We start from the raw sequence: 17,579 nt of genomic DNA, 5'->3' as shown, positions 1-17,579 counted from the left end.
CATGCAAACTTTCCTGCCATTTCCGGACTTCGCCAGTTCGGCGGCGGTGCTCGACCCGCTGCGCCTGGGCAAGCAGCGGGTCGAGGCCCTGCAGATCCTGCGCGCGCTGACCGTTCCCGGCTACGGCTGGCGGCATCACCCCGCGGTGAAGATGTGGGCCGGATACGAGGAAGCGCTGGTGCGCTACGGCCTGGAGATCTGCCGTCACTGGTGCTCGACCGGCCGCGCCGACACCTGCGCCGACACGATGACGCGCGAGTTGGCCGAGCACTGCGGCCGGCCGGACGTACGCTCCCAGCCGGAGCTGGCGCTGGCCGGCGAGCTGCCCGGCTGGCTGGGCGAGCCCGCCCTCCACCGCAGTCACCGCTCGGCCCTGCTCCGCAAGGCCCCGGACCACTACCGCCCGCTGTTCGGCCAGGAGGAACCGGACGACCTCGACTATGTCTGGCCCACCTCCGACCGCCGCCCGGCCTGCCTGCCCGGCAGCTGATCGGCCGCGTTGAGGCAGCGGCTCCCCGAGGTCAAATGATCGGAAATGACCAGCTTTAGGTAATGCGCGACGTACCGGACAGATGCGATGGTGAGCCCATGGGCATCATCTCGCGCGGCTTCCGGGGCCGCCGGACAGAGGGTGGCGACCGGCTGCCACCCGGCCAATACCTGGAGCACGGCTTCCCCGTGCTGTCCGCCGGGCCGACCCCGCGCGTTCCGCTGGACCGGTGGGAGTTCGCCATCGACACCGAGACCGGGCAGACCCACCGGTGGACCTGGCCGGAGCTGACGGCGCTGCCGGCCGAGACGCCGACGGTGGACATCCACTGCGTCACCAAGTGGAGCAAGTTCGACACCAACTGGGAGGGCGTCTCACTGGACACGCTCTTCGAGGACGTGGAGACGAGCGTCGAGTACGCGCAGGTCTACTCCTACGGCGGCTACACCACCAACCTGCCGCTGGAGGACCTGCTCGACGGCAAGGCGTGGCTCGCCTACCGCTATGACGGCGAGGAGCTGGAGCCCAGGCACGGCGGGCCGGTCCGGCTGCTGGTGCCGCACCTCTACTTCTGGAAGTCGGCCAAGTGGGTGCGCGGCATCCGGCTGACGAACGAGGACTGGCCGGGCTTCTGGGAGACCGCCGGCTACCACAACTACGGCGACCCATGGCGCGAGCAGCGCTACGAGGGCGACTGAATGCGCCGCCTGATCTGGCGGGCGGCGACGCTCGTCGAGGTCCGCGCGGAGACGGCGACGGCCCGCACGCTGGTCCTCGACGTCCCGGGCTGGCCGGGGCACCTGGCGGGACAGCACCTGGACGTGCGGCTGACCGCCGACGACGGCTACAGCGCCCAGCGCAGCTACTCCCTGGCCGCGCCCGCCGACGGCGAGCGGATCGAGCTGACCGTGGAGCTGGTGGACGACGGCGAGGTGTCGCCGTACCTCACCGAGGTCATCGAGGTGGGCGACCAGGTGGAGGTCCGCGGGCCGGTCGGCGGGTGGTTCGTGTGGCGGCCGGAGAGCCGCGCGCCCGTGCTGCTGGTGGCCGGCGGGTCGGGGATCGTCCCGCTGATGGCCATGATCCGGGCGCGCAGGCTGGCGGGCAGCCGGACGCCTTTCCGGCTGCTCTACTCGCTGCGCGACCCCGGCCGCCGCTATTACGCGGCCGAGCTGCGCCGCCCCGAGCCGGGGCTGGACATCACCTATCTCTACACCAGGACCACGCCCGAGGACTGGCCGCGCAAGGCCGGCCGGGTCATGCTCGGCGACCTGGCCGAGAGCGGCTGGCCCGCCGACTTCGAGCCCGACTGTTACGTCTGCGGCCCGACCGGCTTCGTCGAGGTCGCGGCCGACCTGCTGCTCGACCTCGGGCACGCGCCCGAGCATGTCCGTACCGAACGCTTCGGCCCCAGCGGAGGCTGACCATGACCATCGAACACCTCGACGGCAACGCCCTGGCGGGCCCGCTCGGCGAGCTCTTCACCTTCGACGCCACCACGGCCGTCGGCCGGTGCGCGCACTGCGGGCTGACCGGGCCCCTCGCCGCCCTGCGCGTGTACGGTCCCGGCCCCGGGCTGGTGGCTCGCTGTCCCGGCTGCGAGGAGGTGGTGCTGCGCCTGGTACGCGGCCCCGGCGCGGCCTGGCTCGACCTGCGCGGCACCGTCTCGCTCCGGATCCCGCTGCCGGACTGAGCCCCGAGACGATGCCGGTGAGATCGGGGCAAGCACGCCGATCTAGCGGACCTCACATGCCCGGTGGCCTGCCTTAAGTACACTCGACCGGCCGGATTCCGCAGATGCCGAGGGCGGCTGCCCGTTGGCTTCGTCACCCTTTGGGAGTTACGTGAGCAGCGGGCTCGTCGATGCGCCCCAATCTCCGTCGAGCACGTCGCCGAAGCGCGCGCGCCGCTGGCTCCGCTGGCTGATCGTAGGCGTGGTGACGGTCGTGCTGCTGATCGTCGGCGCCGGGGTCGGCCTGTTCCTGAAGCTGACCGGCAACCTCAAGCACGAGGACGTCGCCGGGGATCTCGGCACCGCCCGCCCGGCCAAGGTGGCGAGCACCGCCATGAACGTGCTGATCGTCGGCTCCGACCAGCGCGACGGCAAGAACGCCCGATACGGCCACCGCATCGACGGCGAGCGCACCGACACGATCATGCTCGCGCACCTGTCCTCCAAGCGCGACAACGCGATGGTGATCAGCTTCCCGCGCGACTCGATGGTCCAGCTGCCGGCCTGCCGCGCGCGGAACGGCCTGCCCGGCCAGCAGCCCCACCTCGGCATGATCAACGAATCGTTCAACTCCGGGGGCATCGCCTGCACCTGGAAGACCGTCGAGACGCTCACCGGGATCCACATCGACCACTTCGTCAAGGTGGACTTCACCGGCTTCAAGGGCATCGTGGACGCCGTGGGCGGCGTCGAGGTCTGCCTGCCGGAGCGGGTCGACGACGACAAGGCGATGCTGCACCTGCACGCCGGACGGCAGTCGCTCAACGGCGAGCAGTCGCTCGGCTACGTGCGGGCCCGCTACAGCTTCGGCGACGGCTCCGACATCGGCCGGATCCAGCGCCAGCAGATGTTCGTCGCCTCGATGGTGAAGAAGGTGATGAGCGGCCAGACGCTCACGGACCCGGCCCGCCTGCTGAGCGTCCTGGACGCGGGCACCAAGGCCGTCACCACCGACCCGGAGCTGACCCCGGGGGTCATGAAGGACCTGGCCCTGAGCCTCCAGGGGCTGAACGCCGGGCGGATCCACTTCATCACCACGCCGTGGCACTACTCGGTCAGCCAGCCGGGCCGGGTGGAGTGGGTGCAGCCTCAGGCGGGCAGGCTGTTCGACATCGTCGCCACGGACGCCGAGCCGGCCGAGGTCAAAGGCGGGCAGTCCAAGGTGCCGAGGTCGAAGGTGCAGGTGGAGCTGCGCAACGGCACCTACCGCAGTGGCCTGGGCGGGCAGGTCGCGGCCGCGCTGGAGCAGCGCGGCTACCACATCACCAAGATCGGCGACACGCCGCGGAAGCCGTACCGGAAGTCAATGATCCTGTACGGTCCGAACGGCGAGACGCGGGTGCCCACGCTCGCCAAGGATCTGCTGGCGGCCTCGCCCAAGCTGGTCGGCCAGGCGCGGACCACGCGGCTGGTGCTGGTGATCGGCGACGACTGGCGGGGCCTGAAGGCGCTGAACCCGGGCGACAGCGATGCGCTGAAGGGGTTCGACGCCACCCACGACACCTGCGCCGGTTGACCCTCTACCAAGCGCTTGTTACAACGGCGGCATGGTGCTGTCACCGCTCGACGACTATCCCATCCATCAGGCGGCTCAGGTCATGCGGCACGTGACCACCTCCGACCGCAACTTCTACGACCGCTACTACTTCAACTGCCACGCCGGCACCGACGAGCTAATGCTGATCGTCGGGCTCGGCCAGTACCCGAACCTGGGCGTCACCGACGCCTTCGCCTGCGTCCGCCATCAGGACCTGCACCGGGTCGTCCGGGCCTCCCGGGAGCTCGGCGTGGACCGGCTGGACACCGAGATCGGCCCTTTCCGGGTGGAGATCATCGAAGGGCTCAAAAGGCTCCGGGTCGTCCTGGAGCCGAACGAGCATGGCCTGTCCTTCGACCTCACCTGGGAGGGCACGATCCCGGCGACGCTCGAACCCCGGCACTTCGTCCGGTGGCAGGAGCGCGTCGTGTTCGACTCGGTACGGCTGGCGCAGACGGGACGCTGGTCGGGCACGATCACGGTCGGGGAGCAGGAGCTCGCGATCACCCCGGATCGCTGGCAGGGCACCCGTGACCGCTCCTGGGGCGTCAGGCCCGTCGGCGAGCCCGAGCCGCCCGGCATCCAGGCGAAGAACGCGGGGACGTTCTACTGGCTGTACGCGCCGATGAGCTTCGGCGACCACGCCATCCTCTGCGTCATCCAGGAGGACGAGCGGGGCCGCCGCGTGCTCGAAGCGGCCACCAGGGTGTGGTCCGACGGGCGCGAGGAGGAGTATCTGGGCCGGCCGGAATACCGGCCCGGGTACGCCCCCGGCACCCGTGACGTCGTCGAGGCCACGATCACCTTCTCGCCGCCGGGCGGCAAGCCGTTCGACGTGCACTGCACCCCTGTCCTGCCCGTCCACCTGATGGCCGGCACGGGTTACGGCCTGGAGCCGGGCTGGAAGCACGGCATGTACCAGGGCGAGGGGCCCGTCGTGCAGGGCGTCACCTACACCCTGCCCAAGGACGCCGGCCGGATGTGGGGCATGGTGGACGCCGTCGGCCGCTTCGAGTACGGCGGACTGACCGGCCACGGCCTGTTCGAATACTGGGCCCTGGGCCCCCACCCGTCCTTCCCCACCTGACCCGCGACCCACCCGAATCACCTGATCCACCTGGCCCACCTGGCACCTGGACACCTGGCCCACCTGGCCCACCTGGCTCGCCGATGGACATCCCGTACGACCCGCTGAGGGAAGCCCCGCGCGGCCGCCGCCCGCCCCCGGGTCGCGCGGCGGCCGCGTCAGGTCACTCCTTCACGGCCTTGCAGAGGATGCCCTCACCCTTCGGCTTCGTCACGTCGACGGCCTTGCCGTTGCTGTCCTTGCCCCGCACGACGAACGGCTTGCCGTCCGCGTCCGTGGTCCGCAGCGGCGCCGTGGCTTGGAACTTCGCCGTGTCCCCAGACGACGCCGTGCCCTCAAGCGGCGCCGTGCCCTCAAGCGGCGCCGTGACGCGAGCCGCCGCACCGTCCGCCGTTAGCTCGGAGGCCGGCACCGCTTCCACGGCCACCCCGCCGTCGGGGAGCTTCATCAAGCGCACCCCGCTCTTCTCGAGCTTGCGGAGCTCGTCGTCGGACGGGACTCCGGCGGAGGTGCGCCCCGCAACGCCCGCCCGCCGGGCCTCGCCGTCGGGGATCGCCGGGAGGGCGCGCCCGTCATCGCCCGCCCGCCGAGCCTCGGCGAGCCGGACGTCCACGGGCTTGCCGTCGAGCGTGGTGCACGTCACCTTGGCCCCCGGCACGGGCGGCTCACCGGAGGCCATGGCGGACCCGGCCAGCCCTGTGACCACCAGCACCGCCACCGCGCCGAGCACAGCGATACGCCGCTTGAACATGAAGTCTCCTTCGTAGATCGGCTCTGACACTCAGAGACTGTCCGGCCGTACCTGAAGTGACGCTGAAGACGGCGTAAATGATCTTCAGGTTGGCTTTAGGTGGCGTGCGGCACTCTTGGCGCTGTGCGCGTACTACTGGTGGAGGACGAGCGGCGGCTGGCCGAGCTGGTCAAAGGCGGGCTGACCGGCGAGGGGTTCGCGGTCGACGTGGCTCACGACGGGCGCGACGGCCTCTGGCTGGCCACGGAGAACGACTACGACGTGATCGTCCTGGACGTGATGCTGCCCAGGATGAACGGCTACACGCTCTGCTCCCGGCTGCGCGAGGCCGGCGACTGGACGCCGATCATGATGCTCACCGCCAAGGACGGCATCTACGACGAGGCCGAGGCCCTGGACAACGGCGCCGACGACTACCTGTCCAAGCCGTTCTCGTACGTGGTGCTGCTGGCCCGGCTGCGCGCCCTGATGCGGCGCGGCGGCACCGAGCGGCCCGTGTCGATCACCGTGGGCGACCTGGTCATCGACCCGGCCGGGCTGCGCTGCCGCCGGGGCGCGGTGGAGATCGCGCTGACGCCGAAGGAGTTCGCGGTGCTGCACGGGCTCGCCAGGCGGGCCGGCGAGGTGGTCTCCAAGAGCGACCTGCTGGCCCAGGCGTGGGACTTCTCCTACAACGGCGACCCGAACATCGTGGAGGTCTACATCAGCGCGCTGCGCCGCAAGATCGACCACCCGTTCGGCCGCGCCACCCTCGTCACGGTACGCGGCGCCGGCTACCGCCTGGAGGCCGCGTGAAGCTCGACCCCTCGCCCGCACGCCCCACCGGAGCGGTGATCGCATGAAGATCGACCCCTCGTCCGTACGGCTGCGCGCCACGATCGCGGCGACCCTGGTCGTGGCCGTCGCGCTGGGAGCCATCACGGTCGTGCTGGTGGTGGTGTTGCGCGGCAGCCTGACGGGCGCCGCGGACGCCGAAGCCTTCAGAAGGGCCGGCATCGCCGTCGAGGCCGTGCGGGTGGGCGTCCACGCCGAAGCGACGCCCACCGCCACCACGAACGACCCGGGCGCCCGCGGCGAAGCGGCGCCCACCGTCACCGCGCAGGACCTGGGCGTCCGCGGCGAGACGGTGTTCGTCGGCGACCCCGACCTCTACCTCGCGAAGACGACCGAGGAGCCCCTGGCCGAGTGGGCGCCCGCGAGCAGCTACGCGGTGGCCGGGCAGCGGGTGACGACCCCCCAAGGCGCCGCCATGCTGTACGCCAGGGTGCCGCTCACCGGCACCGAACAGGCGTTGCAGACGCTCAACGGCGTGCTGCTGCCGGGGGTGCCGGCGCTGCTGATCCTGGTGGCGGCCATGACCTGGTTCTCCGTCAACCGGGCGCTCGCCCCGGTGGCGGCCATCAGGACCAAGCTGGCCCACATCACCGCCCGCGGCCTGCACGAGCGGGTGCCCGTACCCCGCTCACGGGACGAGATCGCCGCCCTGGCCACCACCGTGAACAGCACCCTCGACCGGCTGGAGGCCTCCGTCGAGACGCACAAGACGTTCGTCGCCGACGCGGCGCACGAGCTCCGCAGCCCGATCGCCACCCTGCGCGCCCGGCTGGAGCTGGCCGAGCCCAGCGAGCTGACCACCGAGGCGCTCACCGACGTGGCGCGCCTGCAGTCCCTCGCCGCCGACCTGCTCCTGCTCGCCCGGCTCGACGCGGGCGAGCCACCGCGCGCCACCGACGTCGACCTCGGCCAGGTGGCCGTGGAGGAGTCCCTGCGGATCAGCCGGCGGCCGGAGCTCGACCTGGACCTCGACATCGAGCCCGACGTGGTGGTACGCGGCTCGCGCGGCCACCTCGACCGCCTGGTGACCAACCTCGTCGACAACGCCCTGCGGCACGCCACGACCCACGTGCTCGTACGCGTCCGCACCGACGGCGATCAGGCGATCCTTCAGGTGCACGACGACGGGCCTGGGATCCCGCCCGAGCAGCGCGAGGCCGTGTTCGACCGGTTCACCAGGCTGGACGAGGCCCGAGCCAGGGACGCCGGCGGCGCCGGGCTCGGGCTGCCCATCGCCAGGGACATCGCGCTGCTGCACGACGGCACCCTCACCGCCGAGGACGGCGGCTTCATCGCCGCCTTCCCGGCGACCCGCTAACAAGGCGGGACCGATCGCCCGGCTCAGGTGCGGCCGGGCGATCGGAGGCGGTCACGTGAGGCGGGTGCCGCAGCTCAGGTCGGCGCCCAGGCGGGCGAGACTTTCGTTGAAGCTCCGGCGAGTGGTGTCCGCGAAGCCGACGAAGAATCGATTGGCGAGCCCCACCCCCCACCGCGCCCGCTCGGCGACGTTGTAGACGCGGTGGACCACCAGCGTGCCCTCGGGGTGCGGAGCCAGCGTCCACTCACCCCGATACCACCAGCCGCCCTGGAACGCGATGAGGTCCTCGGTGACCTCGACGGTCGAGGTGTGCCCCGGCGCGTCCGCCACGGTGAACCGCCCCACGACGTCCCGGCCACCGGGCAGCAGCACCCGCCCCAGCGCGACCCGTACCGTGGCAGCAGGCGCCTCCACCACCCCGGACACTTCCGTCACCAGCCTTTTCACGGTCGTCCCACCCGAGTGTTCTGGAAGGAGGCGAAGCGCCAGCCGTCGGGGGTGTGGACGGCGGTGTAGGTGAGGACCGAGTCGCGGCCCGGCTCGCGCTGCCCGTTCACCACCGAACCGCCGGTGGCGATCACCAGCGCGACGGTGTCGCTCAGCATCCGGACGGACGGCTCGTCCGCGGCTTCGAGCTTGATCGGCATCTTGAAGAGGTCGCGGTGCCCCTCGTCGATGGCCTGCCTGCCCTTGAGGCGCAGGCCGAAGTAGGTGATGTAGTCGGCGTCCTCGGTGAACAGCGCGGCGTAGGCGGCGGCGTCACCGGCGTTCCACGTCTCGTAGACGCCGTCGATCAGGTTGTGGATCTCTTGGGACATGGCACTGCTCCTAGGGTCAGCGGCGCCTATCCTGAGACTGCGAGTCCTGGACAGGGCAGGCGCCTTGTTCGGATTTCCGGCCGTCAGGGTGTTGGCGCACCCTGACGGCCTGCTCATTTCTGCGGTGTCTCTCCTGCGGGGTCATTCCTCCAGTGCGCGCTCCATCAGCGACTGCTTGACCGTGGCCGGCCAGTCGAGCTCGCCGCTCTCCATCCGGCCGAGCACTTCGCGCACCCAGTCCTGCTCAGCGGCGAAGAGTGCCCGCTCGCATTCGAGCTCGAGCATGAGCAGCCGGGGCAGGCCGTTCTCCGCCATCGTGGCCATCTGCGCGTCGAGCCCGCCGATCGCGCCCGTGAGCGCGGCCACACGGAGGCGCAGCGACTTGATCGCGGCCTCCGTCGGCAGCACCCCGATGAGCGAGATCGCGGCCACCAGCGTGCGGCGGTCCGGCTCCGGCTCCTCCAGCAGCCTGCGGAGCCGGGTGCTCAGCTCGCGCCTGCCCTCGTCGGTGATCTCGTAGACCGTCCGCTCCGGCCTGCGGCCCTCGCGGTCGGTCTTGGTGGGAGTGATCAGCTCGTCCCTGGCCAGCCTCTCCACCGCGTGGTAGAGGCTTCTGGGCAGGCCAGTCACATAGTCCTTGTGCGTGTCGATGATGAAACGGTGCAGCTCGTAGGGGTGGCTGGCGCGCACCGAGAGTATGGCGAGCACAGTGAGCCCCACCAGATCGTGGCGTCGTGCCATGATGCCTCCCTTTATATTGCAATATGCACTATAAGCAGGGCAGGCTCCGCTGTCCAGGGCCGCACTGCCGCCGTCAGGCTTGCAGGGCGTCGAGCTGCAGGAAGGCCCGTTCGATGGCCTGGCGGGTCACTTCCTCGCTGTAGGGGAAGGCGTGGATAAGGTCACGCAGCCCCTCCACGTGCGCCCGCCTGGCCAGCTCGGCCACCGTCACCAGGTCGCCGTGCTGGCCGATCACGAAGTCCCGGTCCACCACCGCGCCGTGGCCGGGGACGTACACCGGCTCGCGCATCTCGTTCAGCATCCGGGCGGTGGTGTCCGGCCAGTCGAGCGGGTAGGAGTCGCCGAACGCCGGCGGCGCCCCCTGCTCGACCAGGTCACCGGCGAAGACCACGCCCGCGTCGGGGATGTGCGCGACGATGTCGTTGGAGCTGTGGCCCAGGCCGAAGTGGCGCAGGTGGACGATCCGCCCGCCGATGTCCAGGGTGGCGGCCGTGGTGAAGGTGTGGTCCGGCGGGTCGATCTCCACCTCCGCCACCTCCTCGCGCCGCTCCGCCGGGACGAATCCGGCCACCTTGCTCCGCTGCTCCGCGCCGTACAGCTCGATCTCCTCGGCGCACCGCGCGTGGCCCCAGATCTCCGCCGGGCGGAAGAGCGCGTTGCCGAAGTAGTGGTCGAAGTGCGCGTGACTGTTGACGACCGTCCACGGGCTGGCGGTGATCCCCCTGATCGCGTGGATCAGGTCGGCCGCCTCACGGTGCGACATGCGGGTGTCGAACACCAGGCAGTGTCCGTCGCCGACGACGAGGCCCACATTCAGGTCGTACGACTCGTGGCGCCGGACGTAGACCCGATCGCCGACCTCCTGCCACGATTTCAGCTCTCGTACCAACGTCATGGGCAAAGACCCTATCTAGCATGAGCTCATGGCATATGACATCCAGGTAGTCATCGATACCCAAGATCCGCACAACCTGGCCGACTGGTGGGCGGAGGCTCTGGGCTGGCAGGTGGAGCGGCAGGATGAGGCGTTCATCCGCAGCCTGATCGAGAAGGGGCACGCGACCGAGGACGACACCACCTTCCACCACGGCAACCTGGTGTGGAAGGAGGGCGCGGCGATCCGCCACCCGAGCGGCCTCGAACGCGCCCCCCGGGTGCTGTTCCAGGTGGTGCCGGAGACCAAGACGGTCAAGAACCGCGTCCATCTGGACATCCGGGTGGGCGCCGACAGGATCGACGCCGAGGTGGCCCGGCTGGTCGGCAAGGGTGCCACGGTGCTGCACAAGGGCCGTCAGGGGCCCACCTGGTGGGTCACGATCGCCGACCCCGAGGGCAACGAGATCTGCCTCGCTTGAGCCCTGTTCGCAGGGGTAACTGCTTGACTCAGCGCTTAGACTGCGCTCCTGATAGCGAGACTTGGAGTCACACGTGCACGTGTCGGTCCTGGTGTGGTGGTTGACGGTCATCGGTATCGGCGGCCTGTTGCTCTTCGACTACTTCTTCCACGTACGCAAGGCGCACATCCCGACACTGCGGGAGTCGGCGGTGTGGTCGGCCGCCTACGTGGGCGCCGCCATCCTGTTCGGCATCGGCGTGTGGCTCTTCGGCGGCTCCGACATGGGCGCCGAATACTTCGCCGGTTACGTGACCGAGAAGGCGCTGTCGGTCGACAATCTGTTCGTCTTCCTCATCATCATGGCGAGTTTCCGGGTGCCGAGGGCGGACCAGCAGAAGGTGCTGCTGTTCGGGGTCACGTTCGCGCTGGTCGCCAGGACGGGGTTCATCTTCCTGGGCGCGGCGCTGATCAACAGCTTCGCCTGGGTGTTCTACCTCTTCGGCCTGATCCTGCTCCTCACCGCCGGCAACCTGCTCAAGCCGGAGACCGAGAAGGGCCACTCCGGCGAGAACATCATGGTCCGGCTGGCCCGCAGGTTCCTGCGCACGTCCGAGCACTACGACGGCGACAAGCTGATGACCATGGTCGACGGCAAGCGCGTCCTGACCCCGATGCTGCTGGTCATGGTGGCCATCGCCGGGACGGACCTGCTGTTCGCGCTGGACTCCATCCCGGCCATCTTCGGGCTGACGCAGAACGTCTACATCGTCTTCACCGCCACCGCCTTCTCCCTGCTGGGACTGCGCCAGCTCTACTTCCTCATCGACGGGCTGCTGGACCGGCTCATCTACCTCGCCTACGGGCTGGCCGCGATCCTGGCCTTCATCGGCGTGAAGCTCGTCCTGCACGCGCTGCACGAGAACAACGTCCCGTTCATCAACGAAGGCGAGCCCGTACCGGTCGTGGAGATCTCCACCGGCCTGTCGCTGACGGTGATCATCGGCGTCCTCGTCATCACCGTGATCGCCTCCCTGGTCAGCCGCAAGGGCCGCGCCCAGAACCTGTCGTCGGCCGCCCGCCGCTACGCCACCCGGCTGCTGGACCCGGAGTGCGACCCGGAGGAGTGCGCGGACACCTACCGCAGGCTCCTTGCGGAGGAGAAGCACCTGCGGACCCTGCCGGAGAAATACCAGAAGAAGTTCCGCGAGGACGAGAAGCTGATGGACCTGCTGCACAGGGCCCACGAGGCCTGGGACGCCGACTACACCCGCACCTAGACGAGCAAGTCCTGAGCCGGGTCAGCGACCGAGGGTGTCGGCACGCTCGCGATCTGCGGCAGCCACCTGGTCCCGTGCCGCCCGGGCAGCCGCCGGTTGACCCGGCATGCCAGAGAAAGTACGTTATTCCGGAATTACGGAATAACGTAGGAGGCGGAATGACGCCGTGGACGGCGCCGTGGGCGCGCGGGGAGGCGGCGCGGGCCGCGTGGTCGGCCTGGACCCGCGGTGACATCGAGGCGTCCGCGCGCCTCGCGTCGGCGTCCGGTCACGAGCACCTGCTCCTGCTCACCGACCTCGTGTCCGGCCGCTACGCATCGGCGCTGTCCCGCTACGCCACGCTTCGCGAAGCCCGCTACCGATGGCTGGCCGCGCTCGACGAACCGTTCGCGTACGCCCTGCTGCACCTGGACCGGGTGGAGGAGGCGTTCGACCACGTGAGCCGGCGGCGCGGCGAGCGGCATGTGCCCCCCGACCTGGCGCTCCGCCGGGACCGGCCGCTGACGGTCGAAGCCCGGAGCACCGTCACGCTTCCCTTCCGCGACCATCCGCTGGCCCCCTATCTGCCTGCGGTGGAAGGCGTGATCGACGGCCGCCGAACCCTGATCCACCTGGACACCGGTGGCACATACCTGGTCATGGGCACCGAGCGGGCGGCCTCGCTGGGCATCGCCTCGGTGCCGAACGGCCGGCACAACCACGGCGTCGTCCGTACGCCGAGCCGCTTCGGCATCGCCCGCGAGCTGGAGCTGGACGGCGCGGTGCTGACGAACGTACCGGTGGACATCCTGCCGACCTTCACCGGCAGCTCGGACCTCGTGATCATGGGCACGAACGTGCTGCAACGCTTCCGCGCCACCGTCGACCATCCCGGCGCCCGCCTGACGCTCGCCCCGCGAGGCACCGATGCAGCCCGCCCGGACGGCGTCCGGATCCCCTTCTACCTGTGGCAGGACCACTTCATGTTCGCGAGGGGCGGCTACGGCGCCCGCCGCGACCTCACCTTCTTCATCGACTCCGGCCTGGTCCACGTCTTCCAGACCGACGACGGCGGCCCGCCACGGCAGGCGGCCACGTTCGCCGACAAGACCCAGTACCGTTCCTGGGGCATCCCCCGCCGCGACATCACGGCCCCCTTCCTCCACGCGGCCCACCCCGTCTCCCTCGGCCCCCTCGAACAGCCCGGCCACCTCCTGGCCACCACCCCGACCCGCCGAGCCCCCTGGTCATCCTTCGGCGGCATCCGCATCCACGGCCTGCTCTCCCACGCCTTTCTCAGCGAGTACGCCTGGACCCTCGACTTCGACAGCCACGAATACACCTTCCACGGACTCGTCTAGCCGGTGGACATCCGCGCGACCAGCAACCACCAGATGAGCAGCTGGAGCAGGGCGAGGACCATCACGAAGGGCATCAGGGTCCACACCCCGGCGCCCTGCGCGACGGCGCCCGCCAGCCAGGGCAGCCCGGCGGAGCCCGCGACCGACAGGCCGTTCATGACGCCGATGGCCGTGGGCACCAGCCGGGGCTCGGTGAGGTAGGGCACCACCGCCATGGCCGTCGGGAAGAGCGGTCCGAGGAAGAACCCGAGCAGCACGAACCCGACGGCGGCCACGGCCGCGACCGGCGCCAGCCAGGCCAGCCCGATCGCGGCCGCGACGCCGACCAGGCAGGCGTAGGTCATGCCGGTGGTGGTCGAGCCGATCCTGGTGGCGATCGGGCTGATCAGGAAGCGGCCGGCGGTCAGCCCGAGCCAGTAGCCGCTGACGGTGTACCCGGCGGTCAGCTCCGGCAGGGCGTGCTCGCCGACGAGGTAGGAGAACCCCCAGTTGCCCACGCCGATCTCCAGCCCGACGTACACGGCCAGGAACGCGCAGGCGAGCAGCACCGCGGGGGACCGCAGGACGGTGGCGAGCAGCCCGCTCCTGGCCGGCGTGACGGGCGTCCGCTCGTGGGTCACGCCGTCGTCGTCCCGCCTGGGGTAGGCCATGACGAACCCGGCGACGAGCGGCACGCACACCAGCGCCAGCACCACCCACACGGCCTGCCACGGCACGAACCGCAGCATCCACACGGCCAGCAGCGGCCCGAGCAGCGCGCCGACACCGAAGAAGGCGTGCAGCCGGTTGAGCAGCGTGGTGGCCGAGGGCAGCCTGGCGAGGAAGACGTTGAGCACCGACTCCAGCAGGCCGGTGCCGTACCCGGCGAGGACCTGCACGGCCAGGAAGGCGACGAACGGCGGCCGGACGCCGGTGTAGAGAGCGGCCAGCACGTACGCGGCACCGCCGGCGATCAGGACCAGGCGGGTGCCGAAGCGGTGCACCAGCGGCCCGGCGGTGGACCCGGCGAGCATGAACCCGGCGGAGAAGGTGAAGAACGTGATCCCGATCGTCGGCTTGTCCACGCCGTAGTCGGCCATCTGAGCGGGCAACAGCACCCCGGCCACCGCGGCGCTCATCCCGACCAGGACGAAGACCGCGTACGCCAGGAAGACCGGCAACCCCGTACCACGCACAATCGACACGTGACTCCCCCGATGCGGCCCCCTAGACGGCATTAAAACGTTCATCACGAAGGCGGACAAGTCCTCTCCCGGGGGCAGACTGGATCCGTGGATTTCCCCGAGGCTCTGCGCGCGTCCCGGCGGCGCCGTCATCTCAGCCAGCTCGACCTCGCCCTCCGCTCGGGCACGACCCAGCGCCACATCAGCTTCATCGAGACCGGCCGCTCCCGGCCCGGCCGCACCATGGTGGTGCGGCTCGGCGAGTCGATGGAGCTGCCGCTCAGGGAGCGCAACGAGCTCCTGCTCGCCGCCGGCTACGCCCCCGTCTACCCGCGCACGCCGCTCGACGACGAGCGGCTGGCACACGTACGCGCCGCGCTCGGGCACATCCTGACCGGCCATCTGCCCTATCCAGCGATCGTGGTGGACGCCGGCCACGACCTGGTGCTCGCCAACGACGCCTTCGTGCTGCTCACCGAGGGTGTCGCGGAGCACCTGCTGCGCCCTCCGGTCAACGTGCTGCGCCTCTCGCTGCACCCCGACGGGCTGGCGCCGCGGATCACGAACCTGGCCGGGTGGGCGCGGCACATCCTCGACCGCATCCCCCAGGACGAGCTGTACGACGAGCTGTCGGGATATGTGCCGCAGCCGTCACCCGGACCGGATCACGTGGGCTTCGCCGCCCCCATGGCGCTGCGCACGGCGCGGGGCGAGTTGCGGCTGACGACCACGATCACCACGTTCGCCACCGCGCTCGACGTCACAGTGGCGGAGCTGAGGCTGGAGGCCTTCCTACCCGCCGACCCGGCCACGGCGGCCCTGCTGGCCGGGTCATAGGCCGGGGAACATGTAGTCCTCGACGATGCGGCCGTCCCGGTCGAGGACCAGGACGTCCAGCCCGCCCCCGACGGGCTCGCCACCGCCCACGGGGACCATCAGCCAGCCGAACTTGATCACGTCCTTGAGCCGGACCGCGTCACCGGCCGGTCGGAAGGTGAACTCGCCCGGCGCGACGAAGTCGGCGTAGCTGCGCGTCACCCGCAGTTCGATCTCCCCGTGGCCGTGCGCCTCCAACGTCGGGCGGTCGAAGCCGAGCTTGGCGGCGACCTCCCGGATCTCCTGCGGCGGCTGCAGGATGTGCGCCCCGTCCTCGGCCCACAACTCCTGGATGGCCTTACGGCGCAGCTCCGCATCGGGCTCGACCCAGATGGCGATATAGCGGTCGGCCAGGTCCTGGGGGTCAATGTCCGGCATGGTTTCTCCTTCGATCGGTGCCTGACCGATGCTCCGGGAAGGCGCGAAGCCGGACAATTCCCCGCAGGGAATCACGGTGCCACGGCGACCAGGGTGCGGTGGTGCTTCGGGGCCTCGATCTCGTCGACGAGCGCCGCCGCGAGGTCGGCGTAAGGGAACAGGACGCCCTCCTCGGCCGCCGCCACCTGGGTGCCGCCGACCCGGTAGCGGCCGGTGCGGGCCGCCTCGGCGTCCAGGAGGGTGGGCGGCGGCGCGAGCACCAGCCAGTCCACGGAGGTCGGCGCGGCGCGCAGCGCCTCCAGCTCGGCCACGTGACCGAGGGAGAACGCCCGCGCGTCGGCGGGGAAGCCGGGGGTGTCGAGGAGCATCACCCCGGGTGAGACCTCCAGGGTGGTGCCGATGCCGATGAGCACGAGCCGGCCGACCCCGGCCCGGGCCAGCCCGTCGAGCAGGGCGTGCGCCGTACCCACGAAGAACTCCTCCGGCGGCGTGTCGAGCCGCGCGACGGCACTGATCGCCGCGTCATGCCCGGCCGCGACGGCGGCGACGCTGCCGGCGTCGGTGGCGTCGCCCCTGACCAGCGCCACGCCGTCACCGGCCAGGGCCTGGTGCGCGGCCGGATCGCGGACGACCGCGGTGACCCGGTGGCCGCGCGCGACGGCCTCCGCGACCGCGTGCCGGCCCGCTCGGCCGCCCGCGCCGAAGATGACGATCTCGCTCATGGAATGCTCCGTTTCGGCAGTGCCGGCCTGGTCGCCGGCCACTGCCGCGGACGCTAGTCGCTGACCCCTTGGTTCCCGCAACGATAGTTACGTACGCTCGGCGGGGTGAGGCAGCCACTTGATCCTGAGATGTTCAGCGGATGCTCGGCCGAGAACCCGCCGATCCGCATCGGTGACAAATGGACGTCGAAGATCATCGTGTGCCTGAAGTCGGGGCCTCGGCGCTTCTCCGAGCTGCAGGTTCCGCTGCGTGGCGTCACGCCGAAGGTGCTCACCGCGACGCTGCGGGCGATGGAGCGCGACGGGCTGGTCACCCGCACCGCCTACCCGGAGATCCCGCCACGGGTGGAGTACGAATTGAGCCCGCTCGGCCGCACGCTCCTGGAGCCCATGGCCGCCATGTGCGCCTGGTCCCGGGCCCACCTGCACGAGCTGCTCGACGCCCGCGAGTCAGCGCTCTAGAGCAGCCCGGTGTTACGGCGCGAGTCTGCGCTCTAGAGCAGCCCGGCGTCGCGGCGCGAGTCTGCGCCCTAGAGCAGCCCGGCGTTACGGACCTTTATCGCGACGTGGACGCGGTTGTCCGTCTCCAGCTTGGTGAAGATCCTGGTGATGTTCGCCTTGACGGTGGCGACGCTCATGTACAGCCGCTCGGCGATCTCGGCGTTCGAGCTGCCCGTGGCCACCTCGACCGCCACCTCACGCTCCCGTTCGGTGAGCCTGGCCAGCTCCGCCTCCGCCTGCCGGCGCTGCGGCTCGGCCCCGCCGGTGGCCGCGGCGATCACCTGCCGGGCGACGCTCGGCGACAGCACCGGCTCGCCCCGCGCCACGGTCCGCACCGCCTCAATCATCTGCGGCGGTGGCGTGTCCTTCAGCAGGAAGCCATCCGCGCCGAGCCTCAGGGCGCGCAGCACCGTGTCGTCGGCGTCGAAGGTGGTCAGCACCAGGATGCGGGGCGGGTTCGGCCAGGACAGCAGCAGCTCGGTGGTGACCAGCCCGTCCTGGTGCGGCATCCGGATGTCCATCAGCACCACGTCGGGCCTGAGCTCGCGAATCACGCCCATCGCCTGACGTCCGTCCGCCGCCTCGCCGACGAGCTCCAGGTCGGCCTCGCCGCCGAGAATCAGCCGCAGCCCGGTCCGCACCAGCGCGTCATCGTCCACGATCACCAGTCGAGTCACC

Annotated in this window: 22 protein-coding genes; 13 read left to right on the top strand and 9 right to left on the bottom strand. The window is 70.6% G+C overall.

Annotation, left to right across the window (positions count from 1 at the left end):
* Position 1: 1 nt before the first annotated feature.
* From IEY87_RS07080 to IEY87_RS07055, 6 genes are all read left to right on the top strand, one after another.
* Complete coding sequence (locus IEY87_RS07080) at positions 2-490, top strand: MSMEG_6728 family protein (protein WP_189137673.1); 489 nt, start codon at positions 2-4, stop codon at positions 488-490.
* Positions 491-588: 98 nt separating this feature from the next.
* Positions 589-1,188: a molybdopterin-dependent oxidoreductase gene (locus IEY87_RS07075; RefSeq protein ID WP_189137672.1), complete on the top strand. Its 600-nt coding sequence runs from the start codon at positions 589-591 to the stop codon at positions 1,186-1,188.
* Complete coding sequence (locus IEY87_RS07070; RefSeq protein ID WP_189137671.1) at positions 1,189-1,914, top strand: ferredoxin reductase; 726 nt, start codon at positions 1,189-1,191, stop codon at positions 1,912-1,914.
* 2 nt (positions 1,915-1,916) lie between these two features.
* The gene (locus tag IEY87_RS07065; protein WP_189137670.1) at positions 1,917-2,183 is read left to right on the top strand and encodes a DUF6510 family protein; all 267 of its coding nucleotides are present in this window, start codon (positions 1,917-1,919) and stop codon (positions 2,181-2,183) included.
* Positions 2,184-2,427: 244 nt separating this feature from the next.
* Complete coding sequence (locus IEY87_RS07060) at positions 2,428-3,738, top strand: LCP family protein (protein ID WP_225277124.1); 1,311 nt, start codon at positions 2,428-2,430, stop codon at positions 3,736-3,738.
* A 31-nt stretch (positions 3,739-3,769) separates the two neighbouring features.
* Positions 3,770-4,846 carry an Rv3169 family protein gene (locus tag IEY87_RS07055; RefSeq protein WP_189137668.1) on the top strand — a complete coding sequence of 359 codons (1,077 nt, stop codon included), beginning with the start codon at positions 3,770-3,772 and terminating at the stop codon, positions 4,844-4,846.
* Between the two features lie 163 nt (positions 4,847-5,009).
* On the opposite strand, the gene IEY87_RS07050 is transcribed toward IEY87_RS07055, so the two are convergent.
* On the bottom strand, positions 5,010-5,597 hold the full coding sequence (locus IEY87_RS07050; protein ID WP_189137667.1) for a hypothetical protein: 588 nt from the start codon (positions 5,595-5,597) through the stop codon (positions 5,010-5,012).
* A gap of 123 nt (positions 5,598-5,720) precedes the next feature.
* On the opposite strand from IEY87_RS07050, the gene IEY87_RS07045 reads away from it, so the two are divergent.
* Together IEY87_RS07045 and IEY87_RS07040 are read left to right on the top strand one after the other, a co-directional pair.
* Positions 5,721-6,392, top strand: coding sequence for a response regulator transcription factor (locus tag IEY87_RS07045; protein ID WP_189137666.1), 672 nt, complete (start codon positions 5,721-5,723; stop codon positions 6,390-6,392).
* 43 nt (positions 6,393-6,435) lie between these two features.
* Entirely contained in the window at positions 6,436-7,749 is a 1,314-nt protein-coding gene (locus IEY87_RS07040) for a sensor histidine kinase (protein ID WP_225277125.1), read from the top strand.
* A 51-nt stretch (positions 7,750-7,800) separates the two neighbouring features.
* Here the strand turns inward: IEY87_RS07040 and IEY87_RS07035 are convergent, their stop codons facing one another.
* The 4 genes from IEY87_RS07035 to IEY87_RS07020 form a co-directional block, all read right to left on the bottom strand.
* Entirely contained in the window at positions 7,801-8,196 is a 396-nt protein-coding gene (locus IEY87_RS07035) for a hypothetical protein (RefSeq protein WP_189137665.1), read from the bottom strand.
* Positions 8,193-8,567: an SgcJ/EcaC family oxidoreductase gene (locus tag IEY87_RS07030; protein ID WP_189137664.1), complete on the bottom strand. Its 375-nt coding sequence runs from the start codon at positions 8,565-8,567 to the stop codon at positions 8,193-8,195. The genes IEY87_RS07035 and IEY87_RS07030 overlap by 4 nt, the downstream gene beginning before the upstream one ends.
* A gap of 141 nt (positions 8,568-8,708) precedes the next feature.
* Positions 8,709-9,308, bottom strand: a complete 600-nt coding sequence (locus tag IEY87_RS07025) for a PadR family transcriptional regulator (protein ID WP_189137663.1) — start codon at positions 9,306-9,308, stop codon at positions 8,709-8,711.
* Between the two features lie 73 nt (positions 9,309-9,381).
* Positions 9,382-10,203, bottom strand: a complete 822-nt coding sequence (locus IEY87_RS07020) for an MBL fold metallo-hydrolase (RefSeq protein ID WP_189137662.1) — start codon at positions 10,201-10,203, stop codon at positions 9,382-9,384.
* Positions 10,204-10,231: 28 nt separating this feature from the next.
* Here IEY87_RS07020 and IEY87_RS07015 point away from each other — a divergent pair, with 28 nt between their 5' ends.
* The 3 genes from IEY87_RS07015 (at position 10,232) to IEY87_RS07005 (ending at position 13,261) form a co-directional block, all read left to right on the top strand.
* Complete coding sequence (locus IEY87_RS07015) at positions 10,232-10,663, top strand: VOC family protein (RefSeq protein ID WP_189137661.1); 432 nt, start codon at positions 10,232-10,234, stop codon at positions 10,661-10,663.
* Positions 10,664-10,736: 73 nt separating this feature from the next.
* Positions 10,737-11,921, top strand: coding sequence for a TerC family protein (locus tag IEY87_RS07010; RefSeq protein WP_189137660.1), 1,185 nt, complete (start codon positions 10,737-10,739; stop codon positions 11,919-11,921).
* 158 nt (positions 11,922-12,079) lie between these two features.
* The gene (locus IEY87_RS07005; protein WP_189137659.1) at positions 12,080-13,261 is read left to right on the top strand and encodes a retropepsin-like aspartic protease; all 1,182 of its coding nucleotides are present in this window, start codon (positions 12,080-12,082) and stop codon (positions 13,259-13,261) included.
* Here the strand turns inward: IEY87_RS07005 and IEY87_RS07000 are convergent.
* Complete coding sequence (locus IEY87_RS07000) at positions 13,258-14,445, bottom strand: MFS transporter (protein WP_225277126.1); 1,188 nt, start codon at positions 14,443-14,445, stop codon at positions 13,258-13,260. The two genes, IEY87_RS07005 and IEY87_RS07000, sit on opposite strands and share 4 nt — an antisense overlap.
* 87 nt (positions 14,446-14,532) lie before the next feature.
* Between IEY87_RS07000 and IEY87_RS06995 the strand changes: the two genes are divergently transcribed.
* Positions 14,533-15,261: a helix-turn-helix domain-containing protein gene (locus IEY87_RS06995; RefSeq protein WP_189137657.1), complete on the top strand. Its 729-nt coding sequence runs from the start codon at positions 14,533-14,535 to the stop codon at positions 15,259-15,261.
* Here the strand turns inward: IEY87_RS06995 and IEY87_RS06990 are convergent.
* Positions 15,256-15,678, bottom strand: coding sequence for a hypothetical protein (locus IEY87_RS06990; protein WP_189137656.1), 423 nt, complete (start codon positions 15,676-15,678; stop codon positions 15,256-15,258). The genes IEY87_RS06995 and IEY87_RS06990 overlap by 6 nt on opposite strands.
* Before the next feature lie 71 nt (positions 15,679-15,749).
* On the bottom strand, positions 15,750-16,400 hold the full coding sequence (locus IEY87_RS06985; RefSeq protein WP_189137655.1) for an NAD(P)-dependent oxidoreductase: 651 nt from the start codon (positions 16,398-16,400) through the stop codon (positions 15,750-15,752).
* Positions 16,401-16,505: 105 nt separating this feature from the next.
* Here IEY87_RS06985 and IEY87_RS06980 point away from each other — a divergent pair, with 105 nt between their 5' ends.
* Positions 16,506-16,862, top strand: coding sequence for a winged helix-turn-helix transcriptional regulator (locus IEY87_RS06980; RefSeq protein ID WP_225277127.1), 357 nt, complete (start codon positions 16,506-16,508; stop codon positions 16,860-16,862).
* Positions 16,863-16,930: 68 nt separating this feature from the next.
* Here IEY87_RS06980 and IEY87_RS06975 read toward each other — a convergent pair whose 3' ends face one another.
* Complete coding sequence (locus IEY87_RS06975) at positions 16,931-17,578, bottom strand: response regulator (RefSeq protein ID WP_225277128.1); 648 nt, start codon at positions 17,576-17,578, stop codon at positions 16,931-16,933.
* Position 17,579: the final 1 nt, after the last annotated feature.

Origin of the sequence: Nonomuraea glycinis, from assembly GCF_014646515.1 — a bacterium.
Taxonomy (GTDB): Bacteria; Actinomycetota; Actinomycetes; order Streptosporangiales; family Streptosporangiaceae; genus Nonomuraea; species Nonomuraea glycinis.
The sequence above is the reverse complement of the archived record's forward strand: the minus strand, read 5'-3'. Positions and strand labels throughout refer to the sequence as shown.

Coding starts and splice junctions, on each gene's coding strand:
- IEY87_RS07080 (WP_189137673.1), top strand. CDS start 2: ATGCAAACTTTCCTGCCATTTCCGGACTTCGCCAGTTCGGCGGCGGTG.
- IEY87_RS07075 (WP_189137672.1), top strand. CDS start 589: ATGGGCATCATCTCGCGCGGCTTCCGGGGCCGCCGGACAGAGGGTGGC.
- IEY87_RS07070 (WP_189137671.1), top strand. CDS start 1,189: ATGCGCCGCCTGATCTGGCGGGCGGCGACGCTCGTCGAGGTCCGCGCG.
- IEY87_RS07065 (WP_189137670.1), top strand. CDS start 1,917: ATGACCATCGAACACCTCGACGGCAACGCCCTGGCGGGCCCGCTCGGC.
- IEY87_RS07055 (WP_189137668.1), top strand. CDS start 3,770: ATGGTGCTGTCACCGCTCGACGACTATCCCATCCATCAGGCGGCTCAG.
- IEY87_RS07050 (WP_189137667.1), bottom strand. CDS start 5,597: ATGTTCAAGCGGCGTATCGCTGTGCTCGGCGCGGTGGCGGTGCTGGTG.
- IEY87_RS07040 (WP_225277125.1), top strand. CDS start 6,436: ATGAAGATCGACCCCTCGTCCGTACGGCTGCGCGCCACGATCGCGGCG.
- IEY87_RS07030 (WP_189137664.1), bottom strand. CDS start 8,567: ATGTCCCAAGAGATCCACAACCTGATCGACGGCGTCTACGAGACGTGG.
- IEY87_RS07025 (WP_189137663.1), bottom strand. CDS start 9,308: ATGGCACGACGCCACGATCTGGTGGGGCTCACTGTGCTCGCCATACTC.
- IEY87_RS07020 (WP_189137662.1), bottom strand. CDS start 10,203: ATGACGTTGGTACGAGAGCTGAAATCGTGGCAGGAGGTCGGCGATCGG.
- IEY87_RS07015 (WP_189137661.1), top strand. CDS start 10,232: ATGGCATATGACATCCAGGTAGTCATCGATACCCAAGATCCGCACAAC.
- IEY87_RS07005 (WP_189137659.1), top strand. CDS start 12,080: ATGACGCCGTGGACGGCGCCGTGGGCGCGCGGGGAGGCGGCGCGGGCC.
- IEY87_RS06990 (WP_189137656.1), bottom strand. CDS start 15,678: ATGCCGGACATTGACCCCCAGGACCTGGCCGACCGCTATATCGCCATC.
- IEY87_RS06985 (WP_189137655.1), bottom strand. CDS start 16,400: ATGAGCGAGATCGTCATCTTCGGCGCGGGCGGCCGAGCGGGCCGGCAC.